At 64.1% G+C, this 14,585-nt stretch carries 16 protein-coding genes; 12 read left to right on the forward strand and 4 right to left on the reverse strand.

Annotated features, from left to right (window positions below):
• The first annotated feature begins 46 nt into the window (after positions 1 to 46).
• The 5 genes from GC119_RS07860 to GC119_RS07880 are packed head-to-tail and all read left to right on the forward strand — an operon-like array spanning position 47 to position 5,445.
• A complete protein-coding gene (locus GC119_RS07860; RefSeq protein WP_070576687.1) occupies positions 47 to 1,105 on the forward strand; it encodes a hypothetical protein in 1,059 nt (352 codons plus the stop codon).
• Entirely contained in the window at positions 1,102 to 1,776 is a 675-nt protein-coding gene (locus GC119_RS07865) for a DUF4129 domain-containing protein (RefSeq protein ID WP_151952843.1), read from the forward strand. The genes GC119_RS07860 and GC119_RS07865 overlap by 4 nt, the downstream gene beginning before the upstream one ends.
• Entirely contained in the window at positions 1,773 to 2,975 is a 1,203-nt protein-coding gene (locus GC119_RS07870; RefSeq protein WP_070777076.1) for a DUF4350 domain-containing protein, read from the forward strand. Before GC119_RS07865 ends, GC119_RS07870 begins: the two co-directional genes overlap by 4 nt.
• A complete protein-coding gene (locus GC119_RS07875) occupies positions 2,972 to 4,153 on the forward strand; it encodes an AAA family ATPase (protein WP_151952844.1) in 1,182 nt (393 codons plus the stop codon). Before GC119_RS07870 ends, GC119_RS07875 begins: the two co-directional genes overlap by 4 nt.
• On the forward strand, positions 4,153 to 5,445 hold the full coding sequence (locus GC119_RS07880) for a DUF58 domain-containing protein (protein ID WP_151952845.1): 1,293 nt from the start codon (positions 4,153 to 4,155) through the stop codon (positions 5,443 to 5,445). The genes GC119_RS07875 and GC119_RS07880 overlap by 1 nt, the downstream gene beginning before the upstream one ends.
• Positions 5,446 to 5,523: 78 nt before the next feature.
• On the opposite strand, the gene GC119_RS07885 is transcribed toward GC119_RS07880, so the two are convergent.
• Positions 5,524 to 6,519 carry a stage II sporulation protein M gene (locus tag GC119_RS07885; protein ID WP_070576701.1) on the reverse strand — a complete coding sequence of 332 codons (996 nt, stop codon included), beginning with the start codon at positions 6,517 to 6,519 and terminating at the stop codon, positions 5,524 to 5,526.
• A 53-nt stretch (positions 6,520 to 6,572) separates the two neighbouring features.
• Between GC119_RS07885 and GC119_RS07890 the strand changes: the two genes are divergently transcribed.
• Positions 6,573 to 7,394 (forward strand): RDD family protein, encoded by an 822-nt coding sequence (locus tag GC119_RS07890; RefSeq protein ID WP_070576704.1) that lies wholly within the window; start codon positions 6,573 to 6,575, stop codon positions 7,392 to 7,394.
• 39 nt (positions 7,395 to 7,433) lie between these two features.
• On the opposite strand, the gene manB is transcribed toward GC119_RS07890, so the two are convergent.
• Positions 7,434 to 8,882, reverse strand: a complete 1,449-nt coding sequence (gene manB, locus GC119_RS07895; protein ID WP_070576707.1) for a phosphomannomutase/phosphoglucomutase — start codon at positions 8,880 to 8,882, stop codon at positions 7,434 to 7,436.
• Entirely contained in the window at positions 8,879 to 9,196 is a 318-nt protein-coding gene (locus tag GC119_RS07900) for a DUF3499 family protein (RefSeq protein ID WP_070576711.1), read from the reverse strand. The genes manB and GC119_RS07900 overlap by 4 nt, the downstream gene beginning before the upstream one ends.
• Before the next feature lie 64 nt (positions 9,197 to 9,260).
• On the opposite strand from GC119_RS07900, the gene GC119_RS07905 reads away from it, so the two are divergent.
• Positions 9,261 to 9,617, forward strand: coding sequence for a hypothetical protein (locus GC119_RS07905; RefSeq protein WP_151952846.1), 357 nt, complete (start codon positions 9,261 to 9,263; stop codon positions 9,615 to 9,617).
• Between the two features lie 99 nt (positions 9,618 to 9,716).
• On the opposite strand, the gene GC119_RS11215 is transcribed toward GC119_RS07905, so the two are convergent.
• Complete coding sequence (locus GC119_RS11215) at positions 9,717 to 10,160, reverse strand: WhiB family transcriptional regulator (RefSeq protein ID WP_305366933.1); 444 nt, start codon at positions 10,158 to 10,160, stop codon at positions 9,717 to 9,719.
• A 348-nt stretch (positions 10,161 to 10,508) separates the two neighbouring features.
• Here GC119_RS11215 and GC119_RS07915 point away from each other — a divergent pair, with 348 nt between their 5' ends.
• The 5 genes from GC119_RS07915 to GC119_RS07935 are packed head-to-tail and all read left to right on the forward strand — an operon-like array spanning position 10,509 to position 14,441.
• Entirely contained in the window at positions 10,509 to 11,297 is a 789-nt protein-coding gene (locus GC119_RS07915; protein ID WP_070576714.1) for a 2-phospho-L-lactate transferase CofD family protein, read from the forward strand.
• Positions 11,297 to 12,325, forward strand: a complete 1,029-nt coding sequence (locus tag GC119_RS07920) for a coenzyme F420-0:L-glutamate ligase (protein WP_151952847.1) — start codon at positions 11,297 to 11,299, stop codon at positions 12,323 to 12,325. Before GC119_RS07915 ends, GC119_RS07920 begins: the two co-directional genes overlap by 1 nt.
• A gap of 33 nt (positions 12,326 to 12,358) precedes the next feature.
• Positions 12,359 to 12,961, forward strand: coding sequence for a hypothetical protein (locus GC119_RS07925; RefSeq protein ID WP_151952848.1), 603 nt, complete (start codon positions 12,359 to 12,361; stop codon positions 12,959 to 12,961).
• 42 nt (positions 12,962 to 13,003) lie between these two features.
• Positions 13,004 to 13,774, forward strand: a complete 771-nt coding sequence (locus GC119_RS07930; protein ID WP_070576723.1) for a CoA transferase subunit A — start codon at positions 13,004 to 13,006, stop codon at positions 13,772 to 13,774.
• Between the two features lies 1 nt (position 13,775).
• The gene (locus tag GC119_RS07935; RefSeq protein WP_070576726.1) at positions 13,776 to 14,441 is read left to right on the forward strand and encodes a CoA transferase subunit B; all 666 of its coding nucleotides are present in this window, start codon (positions 13,776 to 13,778) and stop codon (positions 14,439 to 14,441) included.
• Positions 14,442 to 14,585: the final 144 nt, after the last annotated feature.

Raw genomic sequence — 14,585 nt, forward strand, 5'->3', positions numbered from 1 at the left:
GCTGTGGAATGATGGGCTGGTCAAAAGCTCATCACGCAGGAGTGAAGTGTTCACACAGAACAGCCCCGACTGGGGTCTGACCGTCGACTGGTCGACGGGCCAGCGGGTTCCGGCCAAAGCCCGCCGCAGGCCCCAGTGGTCTCCCCCGCCTGTCCCGGGGATTCTGCCCAAACGCCCGCTGGGCTTCTTCGAAGTGCTCGATGGCGGCTTCCGCCTGATGCGCAGCCTCCCCGGACTGACCTACGGCAGCGCCGGCATTGCAGCCGGGCTGGCAGCGAGCGTGTTTGCACTCGCCGGGGCCATCACGTGGTACTTCGGGCACAGCTTCTTCACCAAGCTCCTCGACTCATCCGAGGAGGCTCTGAGCGGTCTGAGCTTTGTGGTGCAGATCGGCGCGGGAATCGTCGAATACCTCACCCTGGCTGCTCTCATCGTCTTCAGCGGACTGGCGAGCATCGGCGCCCGCGAAGCATTCTTCGGCCGCACAATGTCACTGCGCCAGGGGTGGCAGCACCTCCGGGGATCCCGCCGAACGCTGTTCGGCGCTGCACTGCTGATGGGCACGGCCCACCTGATTGTGCTCGCGGTGTTCCTTGCCGCAGCAGTTCTTGCCGGCGCAGTGGGCGGAACTGTGATCGGCCTGACCCTGGGAACGGCTCTCGTCCTTGTCTGGTGGGCGCTGACGGTGTTCTTCGGCATTCGCCTGAGTCTGACGGGATGCATCATCACCCAGGAGCGAGTGGGGATCTTCTCCGCAATCGCCCGGTCCTGGAAGATGACCGGCCGCGGCTTCCTGCAGGTGGCAGGCCAGACCGTGTTCGGCTTCTGGCTGGCCAATCAGGTCATCGGCATCATCGCCACACCGGCTTTCATCTACTTGGGAGGCGTCATCGGCGTGCTCTCGATTCTGATGCTCGGCGGCAGCGAGCTCGAGGGGCCGATTGTCGCCGCTGTTCTCGGCACCATCTTCACGGGGCTGTTTCTGGCAATCGGCGTTCTCCTCTACGCCTACCGGGCGGCACTTCTGTCAACCGTCTACTTCAACCTGAGGATGCGCACAGAGGGCTATGACCTCGTCCTCCTGGCAGAAGCGGAGGAAGTATGAGCCGACTGCAGCAGCCCACCCCGGAGCAGGGCCGGGAGTGGGCCGAACGCGAACTGTCTGATCCGCGCTACAGCGAGGTCGACATTTCTTTCTTCGGCAAGATCAAGCGCATGCTCGACCTGTTCTTCCAGAGGCTCGCGGACAGCGTTGAAAGTGCCCAGTCTCCGTGGTTCATCATCGGCGTCATTCTGTTCACAGCAGCCGTTGTGGGCTTCGTCATCTGGCGGATTCGCCGCGGCACCGACGACGACTTCTCGAAGCAGCTTTTCCAGATGGACGCCGAATTCAGCGGCGTCGAACCCTGCGTGTTCCGCAAACTCGCACACGAAGCGGCCGAGAACGGCGATTGGGCGGACGCCGCTGCCAACCAGATTCGCGCAGTCTTCGCAGAGCTGAACAAGAAGCGGATCATCGACGTCGAGGCCGCCTCGACCGCAGCGGAACTGGCAGCCGCGGCTTCCGCGGCAGTGCCGGCTATGAGCGACAAGCTGAATCAGGCCGCCTCGCTGTTCGACCGGATCGTCTTCGGCAGCCACTCCGCAGACGAAGCCGACTACCGCTTTGCCGAGCAGATCGACTCCGCAGCTCAAGCGCTGCGCGCGCCCGCTCAGGAAACAGCTGACGCGGCTGAAACTGCCGACTCTCGCAATTCCCAGCAGGTGAGCGCATGAGCGCCGCACTCGACGTCGCGGTCCGCGGCACGCGTTCAGCCGGCCCCGGACGCAGCCTGAAGTCTCTCGGCCGATCAGCCGGCCTGTGGCTCGTGCTGGTGGCTGTTCTCCTCATGGCCAGTGCGGCCATCACACTGACCTCCGCGGAACGAGACGAAAGGCGTTCCGGGCACTACGACAGCTTCGCCGCAGACGGCACCCACGCCTACGCCAAACTCCTTGAGGACCACGGCGCCAAGCTTAAAAAGACCGAAAACTTCGACACGGCCGCAGAAGCCGCTGCCACGCCGGGCACGACGGTCGTCGTCATCAACCCGGACGACATATCCGTCGACAGCAGGCAGAAGATGACCGCGGCAGCTCAAAAAGGCGGCCATGTGATCCTTTCAGCCCCGTATGACATGGGCGGCTGGGGAAACACCATCCACCCGACAGAGGAATTCGCGGCCCCCGACGACGTTGCGGGTTCCCGCGAACCCGCCTGCGATTTCCCCACAGCCCAGAAGGCGGGCCCGGTCAGCGCACCCTTCAATCATTACTACTCGACCCACAAAGACTCGGTGAAGTGCTACTACCGCCCCGACATGGGCAAGCAGGCCTCCGGCCTCGTCCAGGCTCCGGTCGGCAAGGGCACTATGACGGTGCTGGGCAACAGCAGTTGGATCGGCAACGACGAGATCGCCCTGCACGGCAACGCATCACTCGTCATGGGCCTTGTTGCGGATGCAGATTCCGTCGTCCTGTTCTGGCCGAATCCCGATGACTTCATCGACTCCGATATCCAGGAGACCCAGGATTTCGTTCCCCAGTGGGTGTACTTCGCAGTCCTGTGGATCGGCGTGCTCACACTGGTGGCTCTGCTGTGGCGCGGACGCCGCTTCGGCCCGTTGGCGGCTGAGCACCTGCCGGTGACTGTGCCGGCAAAGGAAACCGTGACCGGACACGCGGGTCTTCTGCAGCGTGCCGGAGCCCGACCAGAAGCCCTGCGGCCCATTCAGCAGGCCGCGATCATCGCACTGGCCCGCAAACTGAGCATGTCCGCTTCGGCTCCCGCGGATGACGTCTGCCGCGCGGTCGCGGCCAAACTGGGCGAAAGCCCACAGCGCATTGAACACCTTCTGCTGCACGCAGAACCGACATCAGACGCAGAACTTGTCAGCCTGGCTCAGGCCATCAGCGAACTCGAAAGGCGACTATGACAAACCAGCACGACCCCAGCGCTCCCATCCCGGACATGCCGGAAAACCAGCCCGGCACACAGCAGCCCGGCGCACAGCCGTCCGGTTCGGTACCTGCCCCCGCCGGCTCCGCCTCGGCAGCGGCTGCCGCCCAGCAGAACCCCCAGGCGAGCGCTCAGCAGACCCGTGTCCAACCCGCCTCGTCGCTTGTTGACCGCCTGGCCCAGGACCACCAGCTGACGGACGTCGACCACGAACTGCGTGCCCGCTTCGGCGCTGTCAGCAGCGCCACGGCCAACGCGGTCGTCGGTCAAGGCCACGCCACGCACGCTCTGCTCATTGCGCTGCTCACGGGCGGTCACGTGCTGCTGGAAGGTGTTCCCGGTGTCGCCAAAACGCTGCTGGTGCGCGCCCTGTCGCACGCTGTTGAGCTCGATCACGCGCGCATCCAGTTCACCCCGGACCTCATGCCCAGCGATGTGACAGGTTCGACCATCTACGACGCCAAGACCGGCGACTTCGAGTTCCGTCCCGGCCCGGTGTTCACCAACATCCTCATCGCCGACGAAATCAACCGCACCCCGCCGAAAACCCAGTCAGCGCTGCTCGAGGCAATGGAAGAGAAGCAGGTGTCGGTCGACGGCAACACGTACTCCCTGCCGAAGCCGTTCCTGGTTGCCGCAACTCAGAACCCCATTGAGTACGACGGCACGTATCCGCTGCCGGAAGCTCAGCTGGACCGCTTCCTGTTCAAGGTCCAGATGAACCTGCCGCAGCGCGATGCTGAGCTTGACATCCTGCAGCGTCACGCCGGCGGCTTTGCCGCAGACAAACTGGCCGATGCCGGTGTGACCCCGCAGATCGACGCCGAGGGCATCCTCGCCGCCCGTGAGCGCGTGGCAGATGTCTACTGCGCCCCGGAAGTGCTCGGCTACATCGTCGACCTGGTGCAGGCCACGCGCCAGGCCCCTTCGCTGGAACTGGGTGTGTCTCCCCGAGGTGCTACGCGTCTTCTGTCTGCCGCGCGGGCTCACGCGTGGCTGTACGGGCGAGCGTTCATCACCCCGGACGACGTCAAGTTCCTCGTGCCGATCTCCTTCCGCCACCGTGTGCGCCTCAACCCCGAAGCGCACATGGACGGTCTCGACGTCGACGATGTTCTCGAATCGATCGTGTCGACGGTTGCGGTTCCGCGCTGATGGTTCTCACGTGGCGCACCATGGTCTTCGCCGGGATCGTCGGCGTAGGCGTTGTTGCCCTGCAGACGACCACGGCCGCGCTCATCGGCATCACGGTGCTGCTGGTAGGCATTGTCGTCGACCTGATCATCACGCCGTCCCCGCGCAGGATTGAGGCGGCGCGCACTCCCGGCGGCAAGGTTCGTCTGGGCCAGGAAACGTGGGCGGATCTCACCCTGCACAATCCGACCAGGCGCACGTACAGGCTGTACCTGCGCGATGCGTGGTCGCCCAGTGCCGGTGCAGAGAACAACCGGGACCGCTGCCGTCTTGCCGCGGGGGAGTCGCACGTGCGCCGGCAGACGCTTAAGCCCACGCGCCGCGGCTGGCTGTCAGCTGACAAGGTCACACTGCGCAGCTTTTCGGTCTTGGGGATTGCCGGCCGTCAGGTGTCATTCGATGTTCCGGCCCAGGTTGCGATCACTCCCCCGTTCCTGTCGCGGCGCCACTTGCCGTCGCGACTGCACCGCCTGCGCGAAATGGAAGGCCGCACGGCACTCATGGTGCGCGGCATGGGAACCGAGTTCGATTCGCTGCGCGAATACGTGCCGGGTGATGACGTGCGCTCGATTGACTGGCGGGCCACGGCGCGCGCCCAAGAGGTCATGGTCAAAACGTGGCGGCCCGAACGCGACCGCCGCGTGGTGATCGTCATCGACTCCGGCCGCCTGGCGGCGAAGCGCTCGGCTGAGGGCACCCAGTTCGACACGTTCGTCGAAGCCGCCATGCTGCTGACGGCTTTGGCCGGATCAGCCGGCGACCGAGTTGACGTGATCGTCGCCGATGCGCGCATCCGCACCGCTTTCGGCCCCCTGGCCAGGGAAAAGGCCATTCCGCGCTTCGACGAAGAGATCGCGGACGTCTTCCCCAGCCTGTACGAGTCCGACTGGCAGGTCATGGCCTCGGAAGTCCTCAAGCGCTGTTCCACGCAGGCGCTCGTCGTGTTCCTCACGCCCCTGGATGCCATCACCATTCAGGAGGATGTTCTGCCCTCGCTGCCGCTGCTCAAGCGCGGCCATCAGATTGCCTTCGCCTCGGTTTCTGATCCGCAGCTGCAGGACATGGCCGACGAGGTCTATTCACCAGCTCAGGTGTACCGGGCCGGTGCGGCACAGCGGGAAATGCTCAATCAGCGTGCGCTGAGCCGCGCAATGTCAGCAAGCGGCGTGTACTCGCTGACGGAACCCGAAGAGAAGCTCCCGCCGGCGCTTGCGGACCTCTACATCCGGCTCAAGGCGCAGGGGAAGCTCTGATGAGCGGCACCTCGTGAATTGACGTACGAGGTGCCTGCCGCCGTGGTCAGCAGACCACGGCTTTGACTGTGGTCAGGCTTACTGGACGGTGACGGTACGGTAGCCGGCGCGCTCCTCTTCGAGGTCCCCGTCGAGACCCGCGAGGTAGGCGGGACGGCCCAGCGCAATCGTGTAGGCGACGATGCCGATGGTGAGTACGGCTCCGAAGATCATCTTGATTCCGAAAGGCATGTAGGACGGGGTGATGAAGCCCTCGATGAGGCCGGACAGGAACAGGAAGATTACGAGCCCCATGGCAACTGTGATGAGCGAACGGCCCTCTTTGGCCACAGCCTGACGCCGCGTCATGTTCCGCGGAATGATCCAGGACGTGAAGATCTTCAGCCCTGCGGCAGCGGCAATGAGGATGCAGGTGATCTCCGGGACACCGTGGGGCAGGATGAACTTCCAAAAGTCCTCCGCATAGCCGGCGTCATACATGATGGCCGCCGTCACACCGGTGTTTGCGGCGTTGCTGATGATGCCGGCGATGACATAGAACCCCGTGATCCCGAGCACCACCCACTGCACGGCAATCCAGGCGTTGTTGACCCACACGCCCACGGCGAAGACCGAATTGGGGTTTTCACGGTAGTAGGCGACGAAGCCGCGTTCGGCAATCTCGCGCCGCGCTGCTGGCGGCAGCATGTAGTCAAGCAGACCGGGGGTCGTGGCCGCCCAAATGTGCGCGCCCACGGCAACACCGGTGAACAGCACGAAGACGCCCACAAAGTACCAGCGCAGCGAATACAGTGCCGCCGGCAGCGACTGCCCGAAGAAGCGCATGGCCGTCGACTTCGCAGAACCGGGAACAGAGCCGAAGTGAACCCTCGCCTGCAGAACAACCCTGCTCAGGTAGACCGCGACGTCTGATTCCGGAGCGACCGTCTGCAGGTGCGACAGGTCTTTGTTGGCCCTGCGGTACAGGCGGTTGAACTCTGCCACCTCGGGGCCGGACAGGCGAGACTTCTTCGAAAGGCGCTGCAGCTCTTTCCAGTCCGGCGAGTTCAGTGCGGCCAGCAGAATGGGATCCATGAAGACCAGATTAAGGCATCTTGACCCGGCGGCGAATATGCGAGGATATAAGGGTGAGCAGACTCGTCACCGGTGAGGCCATCAGCCTGAGCATCCGCCCCGCTTCCCTCATGGCGCGGGCTGGCTCGTGCGCCATCGATTTCCTGATCTACATGATCGTCAACATCGCCTATCTCATCGGGCTGGCCTACTTCCTCGGCAGAATCGGCACCTACCAAAGCGAAATGCTTGCCGGGACAATTGCGTTTCTTGCCACAATCTTCACGATCGTGGGCGTGCCCTGCATTGTCGAGTACCTGACGCGAGGCCGTTCGGTCGGCAAGCTCGCCCTCGGCCTGCGGATTGTCCGCGACGACGGAGGCGCTCTGGCTTTTCGCCACAGCCTCATCCGCGCGCTCCTGTGGCCGTTTGAGATCCTGGGCTCCGGCGGCGGCGTTGCGGCTCTCGTGGGCCTGTTCTCTGCAGACACCAAGCGCCTGGGCGACCACCTGGCGGGCACCATCGCCATCAGCGAACGGGCGAAGCTGCCCGCGGCGCGCACCAATCACGTCAAACCCGAACTGGCGGCTTGGGCGCGCAGCGCCGATATTTCGCCCATCCCTGCACCCCTGCAGCACCGCGCCGCGCAGTTCCTCACCACGGCGCACATGCACACAGAAGAATCCAGGTGGGCCCGCTCGGTCGAAATCGCCGATGAGCTCAACAACTACGCTGCCCCGGCACCCCCGATGGGCACCCTGCCCGAAGAGTTCATTGCCACGATCGTGGAGTTCCAGCGCTGGGAGGGCTACCGGCGCGCACAGAAGGCGCAGAAGGCCAAAGAGGTCTTCGCCAGCCGCATGGACAGGCTGCCGCACGGCTTGCGTCTGCAGTAGGAACTGCTCCGCGCCGTCGCTGCGCGCCCCGGGTGCGGCTTAGCGGCGGATAATGGCCAGAGCGGCAGCGACGAGTTCGTCTGTGTGCTGCTGGCTTGAGGCTTCCACGTTCAGCCGCACCAGCGGCTCCGTGTTGGAGGTGCGCACGTTGATCCAGAAGTCCTCACCGTCGAGTGTGATCCCATCGAGCCGATCAATCGTCACCGGGCCGAACTCACCGCGTTGGCCGGCCTCGGCCACGGCGTCCAGCACGGCCTGCTGATCTTCCACCCGCGAATTGATTTCACCGCTCATGGGTCCCGGCGCATAATCGGCGGCGAGCTCGCTCAGCGGCTTCCCGGAATCGTGAACGGCTGCAAGAACGTGGCCTGCGGCGAGCAGACCGGAATCCGCCCCGAAGAAGTCGCGGAAGTAGTAATGGGCGGAGTGTTCGAAGGCGAAAACCGCGTTGTTGGCTCGCATGGCCTGTTTGATGCCCGAATGCCCCACGGGCGTGCGCACCGGTTTTCCGCCTGCTTGTTCAACCCATCGCACTGATGAACGCGAAGTGAGCAGATTGTGCAGCACAACCGGCTGCTCGTCAGACCGAACCCGGCGGATTTCATTGACCGCGGTCATCGCCCCTATCGCTGAGGCCGAAACCGTGTCGCCGTTTTCGTCTACGAAGAAGCAGCGGTCGGCGTCACCGTCAAAGGCCAGACCGATAACCGGCTGGTTCGATTCCCTGCTGGCTGCGACAACGGCTTTCTGCAGGTCGACCAGGTTGGCCGGGTCAAGCGGATTGGCGGGGTGGTGTGGGAATGTGCCATCGGGCTCCATGTACATGCCGCGCACGGTGATGTTCAGTGCATCGAGGCCTGCCGCACTGCCGAGCACCTGCGGAACAGTCAGCCCGGCCATACCGCTGCCGGCATCGACGACGACCGTGATGTCCCCCACCCGTCCCAGGCCCGTGAGGGTGCGGATGCGCTGGGCAAAGCCCTGTACAACCCGATGCGCAAGCTCTTCGTCGACACCGAACGCACTGTCGACAGCCGTCGTAGAGGCTGTGCTGTTCGGCCGCTGCGGTGCGGAGTCCAACAGCTCCAGCGCCGCGCCCAGGAGGTCGGCTCGCGACACTCCCGATGCGCCGGGGCCGCACACTTTGATGCCGTTGTATTCGGCCGGGTTGTGGCTGGCAGTCACCATGAATCCGGGAAGACCGAATTCGCCGGAGGCGAAGTAGAGCTGATCGGTCGATGCCATGCCGATGTTGCGCGGCTGTAGTCCTGCCTGCTGGCTGCCGGCTGCCAGCAGGTAAGCAAAGCGCGGTGAGGTTTCCCGCATGTCGTGGGCGATGAGGATCTGCGAGCTTCCCCATTCCTCCCCTGCGGCGCGGGCGACGGCCCAGCCGAACGCGAAGATGAAGTCGTCGGTGAGTTCTTCTCCGACAAGCCCGCGGACGTCGTAGGCGCCGACGGTGCGGCGTTCACGTGCAAATCGGTTCATGTGTCCTCGATGATCGTCAGGTGCCCGCGTTTGCGCCCGTCGGGCGCTTCGGGTTCGGCTTCGCGAACGGCGTCTGCGATTGCCAGGAGGTCATCGCGGGTCCGCTCAATGGGCGGTCCCTCGGTTTCCAGGCGAATGATCTGCCACTCACGTGGCGGGGTGATCCTGTCGGAGTGAACTTCGCACAGGTCGTGAGCTCCCGGTTCGGGCTGCTGGGAAAGAGGACCGATGACGATGCACGCCTCGGAATGAACATAGGTCAGCGTGCGGTTGGCGGGCAAGGGACAGCCGAGCTTGGAACAGGTGCGAAACACACAGGCAGTGTAGTACAGCCGCAGCTGCTCTTGATCGTCTACGCTGGGCCGGAAGGGAGGGCCCGTGTCCAGGCATCGTGATTTCCGCGGTTCGACTCTGCCGCCGCACGCTCCAGCGTCTGCACCCCGTTGGGAGCAGCTGGAGCGGGCTGGGGCGGAGCTCCTGGCTGAACTGCTTACTGCCCGAGGCGTCGGCGCCGCAGACTATGAGCTGCGGTTGCGCTGGGTTCCGCCAGCGAGCCAACAGGGGCTGACAACATCGATGGGGCTTGCCGCTCTTGCCTACGAGAGAACACAGGAAAGCCCCGGAATCATCGAGGTGAACTATCTTCCGCTGCGCGCACTGGCACCCACGGCTGAACAGCGGGGCCAGATTCTCGATGCGGAGCTGACCGAACTGGTAGAGCTCATGTTCGGCTGATGCCTGTTGTTGAGCACAGGCCGCGCCCGCCGGGGCTGGTCAGGTTTGACAAAAGGGGCGACGGCCTGCGCCTCGCCCCTTTTGCCAAATCCGTGGAGTTCACACGACCTGCTTCTTCACACGTCGCCGTTCCCGTTCTGACAGCCCGCCCCAGATTCCGAAGCGCTCGTCGTTCGACAGCGCGTATTCGAGACATTCTGCGCGGACCTCGCAGGAAGCACACACCCTTTTGGCTTCGCGGGTGGATCCGCCCTTTTCAGGGAAAAAAGCCTCTGGGTCCGTTTGGGCGCACAGGGCCTGGTCCTGCCAGTCAAGACCTCCGTCGCCTTCGCCCAGCAGAAGAGCCAGCGGACTGATGCTCGAAATGCCTGCATCGGGTCCACCGGAAATCGGCTTGAGCTCGGTAGGATCGACAGACAGCGGGTCCGGAACGAAGGACGGGGATGAGTGCGCGGGATCAACGAACCAGTCCTCAGCCGCGCGCTCGGTGACGCTGGGAGCCGGACGTTGCGGAGAACTCTTGTATTTGCGCGCTTCTGACACGTGCTTCCCCTTTCTACGACCGTCCTTGCGGGACGTGCCGTAGTTAAATTACACGTGTGTCATTCCGCTTTAGTCAAGCGCACTCGTGTTATTTCGCCCACTCGACCCCCAATAATAGAACGGATGTTCCCACCTGGCGAGCAGTTGAAACACAATATATGGACGCCCTTCCGTTCCCGTACCACAATCTGTAGGGTGGGTGAAGTTTTTTCATGAATTTTCATTTTTTCTTCGTCTCGAAGCCCGAAAAGACGCCAGATCGGCGGAAAACAGCGCCGTTGCGACACGCCCAAAAGAACATCCAGTGCCGATTCGGCGCGCGCTGACGCCGGATGACATGATGACCTCATGAAGATCACCGTCCTGCCCGTCACCGACGGACTCACCCATGTGATCGCCGATGTTCGCCAGGCGGGAATGCAGCACACCGCAGCTGAGCTCACGGTGGTTGCATCTACGCTCACCGATGTCACCGTCCACGGACTGCGATTCTGCCCCGACATCGACGCCTGCCTTATACCCCCGACCTCCCCCGTGCCCGGCGGGGCAGCCGCTGAACTGGCCGCATTCCGGGTAGATGCGGAGTGGTTCTCCATGAACGACCGTCAGCTGGCAGCAGCCGTTCTGCGCAGCCGACTCATGGGCTTAGGCTACGGGCTGAGCGCAGTCACGCAGGCTATGACCAAGCGCTACGCCCCGGACTTCACGGTCCTGCCCCTGACCGACACCGCGGTCGAAACCATGGCCGTCGTTTCCGGCCCGCAGTCTGACGAAGCCTGGCCGGCCCGCCGCTACATTGCACAGCGCCGCACCGACGCCAAGCGCATTGTCCGCTCCGGATTCGACGACGCCAAGGCGGCGCCGGGTGTTCTCAAGTCGATTCGCGAAGCCGATGTCGTCATCTTCGCCGTCGACGAACGGCCTGAATTCACGGCGGCACCGGCGCTCAGCCTGCCGGGGATGGTGGACGCGCTCTCAGGCACCCGCGCCCGGGTTCTGACAATCGGCGCTGATCGGCTGGACGAAGAAACACGCGCCCTGCTCGGCGGTGAAGAAGCCGATGCGAAACTTGAGGAGCTCCTTGCCGAGGCCGCATCAGCGCGCCCCGAGGACGGACTTTCCACGGTGTGGGGCTGATGGCACGCACATCGCTTGCCACGGCATTCGGAATCGCCGCGAGCTTTCCGCCCAACCCTTTGGACACGGACCGTGCTGCAGCCCTGATCGCTGCCGACATCGACAGGGTTCGCGTGGAGATCCGCGACGATGACATCATCGCCGTGCGCGCAGACTTCGTCTCGACATGCCAGGGCCGGGTGCTGCAGGCAGGCAGCCCGGAGGTCGAGGCGAGCACCGCGGCAAGCACGCGCACGCTCGTGGCATCGCGGTCGTTCAACGGCGCACCCGTGCGCCTGACGCTCACAGTCAACGGCACCGTGGAATTCAACGGCGGTCACCGCACATCGGGCGAGGCGGTGATCGCACCGGTGCACAAGCCGCACCGGTGGGCCGCCGATGCCTGTGCCTGGCTGCGCTCCTATTTCTTGGCCGATATCGGGGTCGTCATCTTCCAGGACCTCCCCCACCCCTTCCGTCACGGACAGCGGGCGGCGAGCCTCGCCTCGTACGGGGTCGTCGGCCAAAGGATCGCCGACCACGCGGCCGGGACCGCAGCGCTGACAGCCGAGGATTCAACACTCGCGATCATTCGCGCACACAGCAGCCGCCCCGTCGTGTCGGACGCGGCCGCCGAACGTCCCGCTGAGAGCTTTGACGAAGTCGGCGGCCTGGCCCCGTGGTTCCGCCTGGGCTGGGTTGAGGCGTGCCAGAGTGCTCTGGGCGCCCACCCGGAGGGCCTGAGGCCGCTGTCCGGCACACACCACGAGGACATCCTCGCCCACGTCAGCCGCGCCATTGCGACCGTCCGGTCCGGACCGGCTCGCGTACCCGGGGAAGAATGTTGGCGCTTTCTGCCCATGGGCTCCGGCGCCCGCGTGCTCATCGAACCGGCCACCAGTGCCGCGGTGACAGACCCTCGCGCCGCATTGGGTCTTGGAGCCCTTGTCGAGCGCTTCAATTCAGCCCTATGGGTTGAGGGCCTGGGCGCCGACACCGAGGTGCGCACCGACGGCGGCGGTGCCGATGTGCGCATAGTCGTGCCCTGATCAGCCCTGTTTGCCAAACACCCCAGGAGGACCGTGTTCGCTTCGTTCATCGCTCAGCTCGCCGCCCGCTCTGAACCGGCCGTCCGCTGGTCTGGACCGACAGGACACCTGGAGCTGACCGGCGCCGTCTTCGCCAACTGGATCTATAAGTCCACCGCTCTGTGGGAGGACTTCGGCGTGGCCGGACTTGTGGTCGTCACAGACGGCCATCTGCACTGGAGGGCTGCGGCCGGCCTGCTCGCAGCATCCGGCATGGGTCTGCCGGTGTCCGTACTCGACCCGGACACGCCGGGTCCCGATCACCCTCACGCCGCTCTTGTGCCCGCAGGTCTGGAGAATGCGGAGGCCGCTTTCGCCGCCGACGAGGTATTCGTCTACGCCACAGAACCCCTGGCACTGACCACCGATGTGCCCGCAGACTTCCTCGACTTCATCACGGAGGTCCGCTCCAGGCCAGACGTGGTGCCGCTGGCTGAAACACGGCAGCTGCGTTTGGACTTTCCGGGTCGGCAGCTGCGTGTTCCGGTCCCGACCGAGCCGGGACCTGACGCTGTTCTTACGGCCGCGCCGACTGACGATGAGGAGCTCACGGCCGCGCTGCGAGCTCTGCTGGGCGCAGTCCTCACCCTGGGCTGAACGCTTTCGGAAGGCCTCGGCGGCACGTGGTAGGTTTTCAGCATGGACAAAGAAGTTTCATCACCCGCTGAGGCGGTTGCAGACATTTTTGACGGCGCCAGCATTGCCGTAGGCGGCTTCGGAGTCGTCGGAATTCCCGAATATCTCATTCGCGCACTGCGTGATCAGGGCGCAAAGAACCTCACGTGCGTATCCAATAACGCGGGCACCGACGGCCGGGGCCTTGGCATTCTGCTTGAGAGCAAGCAGATCAGCAGAATGATCTCCTCATACGTCGGCGAAAACAAGGAGTTCGCCCGCCAGTACCTGTCCGGAGAGCTCACCGTCGAACTCACCCCGCAGGGCACCCTGGCAGAAAAGCTGCGGGCCGCCGGTGCAGGAATTCCCGCTTTCTACACCATCACGGGCGCAGGAACCCAGGTGGCCGAAGGCGGAATGCCGTGGCGCTACGACTCTGACGGCAATGTCGTCGAATCCTCCCCCGCAAAAGAAGAGCGCACGTTTGAGACCTTCGGCGAAGAGCAGACCTATGTTCTCGAAGAATCTCTGCCGTGCGATTTTGCTCTGGTCCACGCGGCCAAGGGCGACCGTCACGGCAACCTCGTGTTCAACAAGTCTGCGCAGAACTTCAACCCGCCTGCCGCCCAGGCCGGGCGCATCACAATCGCCCAGGTCGAAGAACTCGTAGAGCCGGGCGAGATCGACCCCGCGGATGTTCACCTGCCGGGAGTCTACGTCCACCGGGTGGTCAAGCTCAGCCCGGAAGAAGCCGCTGACAAGCCCATCGAAAAGCTCACGGTGCAGGAGGACTGACATGGCACTGACACGCAACCAAATGGCTGCCCGCGCCGCTCAGGAACTCGAAGACGGCAGCTACGTCAACCTCGGCATCGGGATGCCCACCCTGGTCCCGAACTATGTTTCCGACGATGTCCAGCTGGTCCTCCAGTCCGAAAACGGCCTGCTGGGCGTGGGCCCCTACCCCACACGCGAAACCGTCGACCCGGACCTCATCAACGCCGGCAAGGAGACTGTCACCATGCGCCCGGGCGCGGCCTATTTCGATTCGGCGCAGAGCTTCGGGATGATCCGCGGCCGCAAAATCGATGCGGCGATTCTCGGAGCCATGCAGGTCGATGAGAAAGGCGACATCGCCAACTGGATGATCCCCGGCAAGATGGTCAAGGGCATGGGCGGGGCAATGGACCTGGTGCACGGCGCCAAATCCGTTTTCGTCATCATGGACCACGTGGCTCGCGACAGTTCGCCCAAGCTGCTGACCAAGTGCGAACTTCCGCTGACCGGCAAGGGAGTTGTTGAGCGCATCATCACGGACCTCGCCGTCATCGACGTCACGCCTGATGGCTTCAAGCTCGTTGAGCGCGCCCCCGGTGTCACGGTCGAGGAAATCACCGAAAAGACGCAGGCGAAGCTGATTGTCGAAGGTGACATTCCCGAAATGCAGGTTGCCGAGGTCTGAGCCTGAACAAAAGCTCCCAGCAGCAACAGAAACACCCGATAGCCGTCACTGCTATCGGGTGTTTCTGTTGCTGCTGGGTGTCGGGGTGTCTCCGAACGAGGTGAGGGGCGGTCATCACGACCGCCCCTCACCTGTGTTTATGCG

It is taken from the genome of Brevibacterium sp. Marseille-P9724, from assembly GCF_902500275.1.
Classification (GTDB): Bacteria; Actinomycetota; Actinomycetes; order Actinomycetales; family Brevibacteriaceae; genus Brevibacterium.

What these genes read in the sequence shown, in the direction of transcription:
- GC119_RS07920 (WP_151952847.1), top strand. Translation starts at nt 11,297, where the DNA reads ATGGCACGCACATCGCTTGCCACGGCATTCGGAATCGCCGCGAGCTTT.
- GC119_RS07885 (WP_070576701.1), bottom strand. Translation starts at nt 6,519, where the DNA reads ATGGATCCCATTCTGCTGGCCGCACTGAACTCGCCGGACTGGAAAGAG.
- manB (WP_070576707.1), bottom strand. Translation starts at nt 8,882, where the DNA reads ATGAACCGATTTGCACGTGAACGCCGCACCGTCGGCGCCTACGACGTC.
- GC119_RS07870 (WP_070777076.1), top strand. Translation starts at nt 1,773, where the DNA reads ATGAGCGCCGCACTCGACGTCGCGGTCCGCGGCACGCGTTCAGCCGGC.
- GC119_RS07915 (WP_070576714.1), top strand. Translation starts at nt 10,509, where the DNA reads ATGAAGATCACCGTCCTGCCCGTCACCGACGGACTCACCCATGTGATC.
- GC119_RS07935 (WP_070576726.1), top strand. Translation starts at nt 13,776, where the DNA reads ATGGCACTGACACGCAACCAAATGGCTGCCCGCGCCGCTCAGGAACTC.
- GC119_RS07865 (WP_151952843.1), top strand. Translation starts at nt 1,102, where the DNA reads ATGAGCCGACTGCAGCAGCCCACCCCGGAGCAGGGCCGGGAGTGGGCC.
- GC119_RS07880 (WP_151952845.1), top strand. Translation starts at nt 4,153, where the DNA reads ATGGTTCTCACGTGGCGCACCATGGTCTTCGCCGGGATCGTCGGCGTA.
- GC119_RS07930 (WP_070576723.1), top strand. Translation starts at nt 13,004, where the DNA reads ATGGACAAAGAAGTTTCATCACCCGCTGAGGCGGTTGCAGACATTTTT.
- GC119_RS07875 (WP_151952844.1), top strand. Translation starts at nt 2,972, where the DNA reads ATGACAAACCAGCACGACCCCAGCGCTCCCATCCCGGACATGCCGGAA.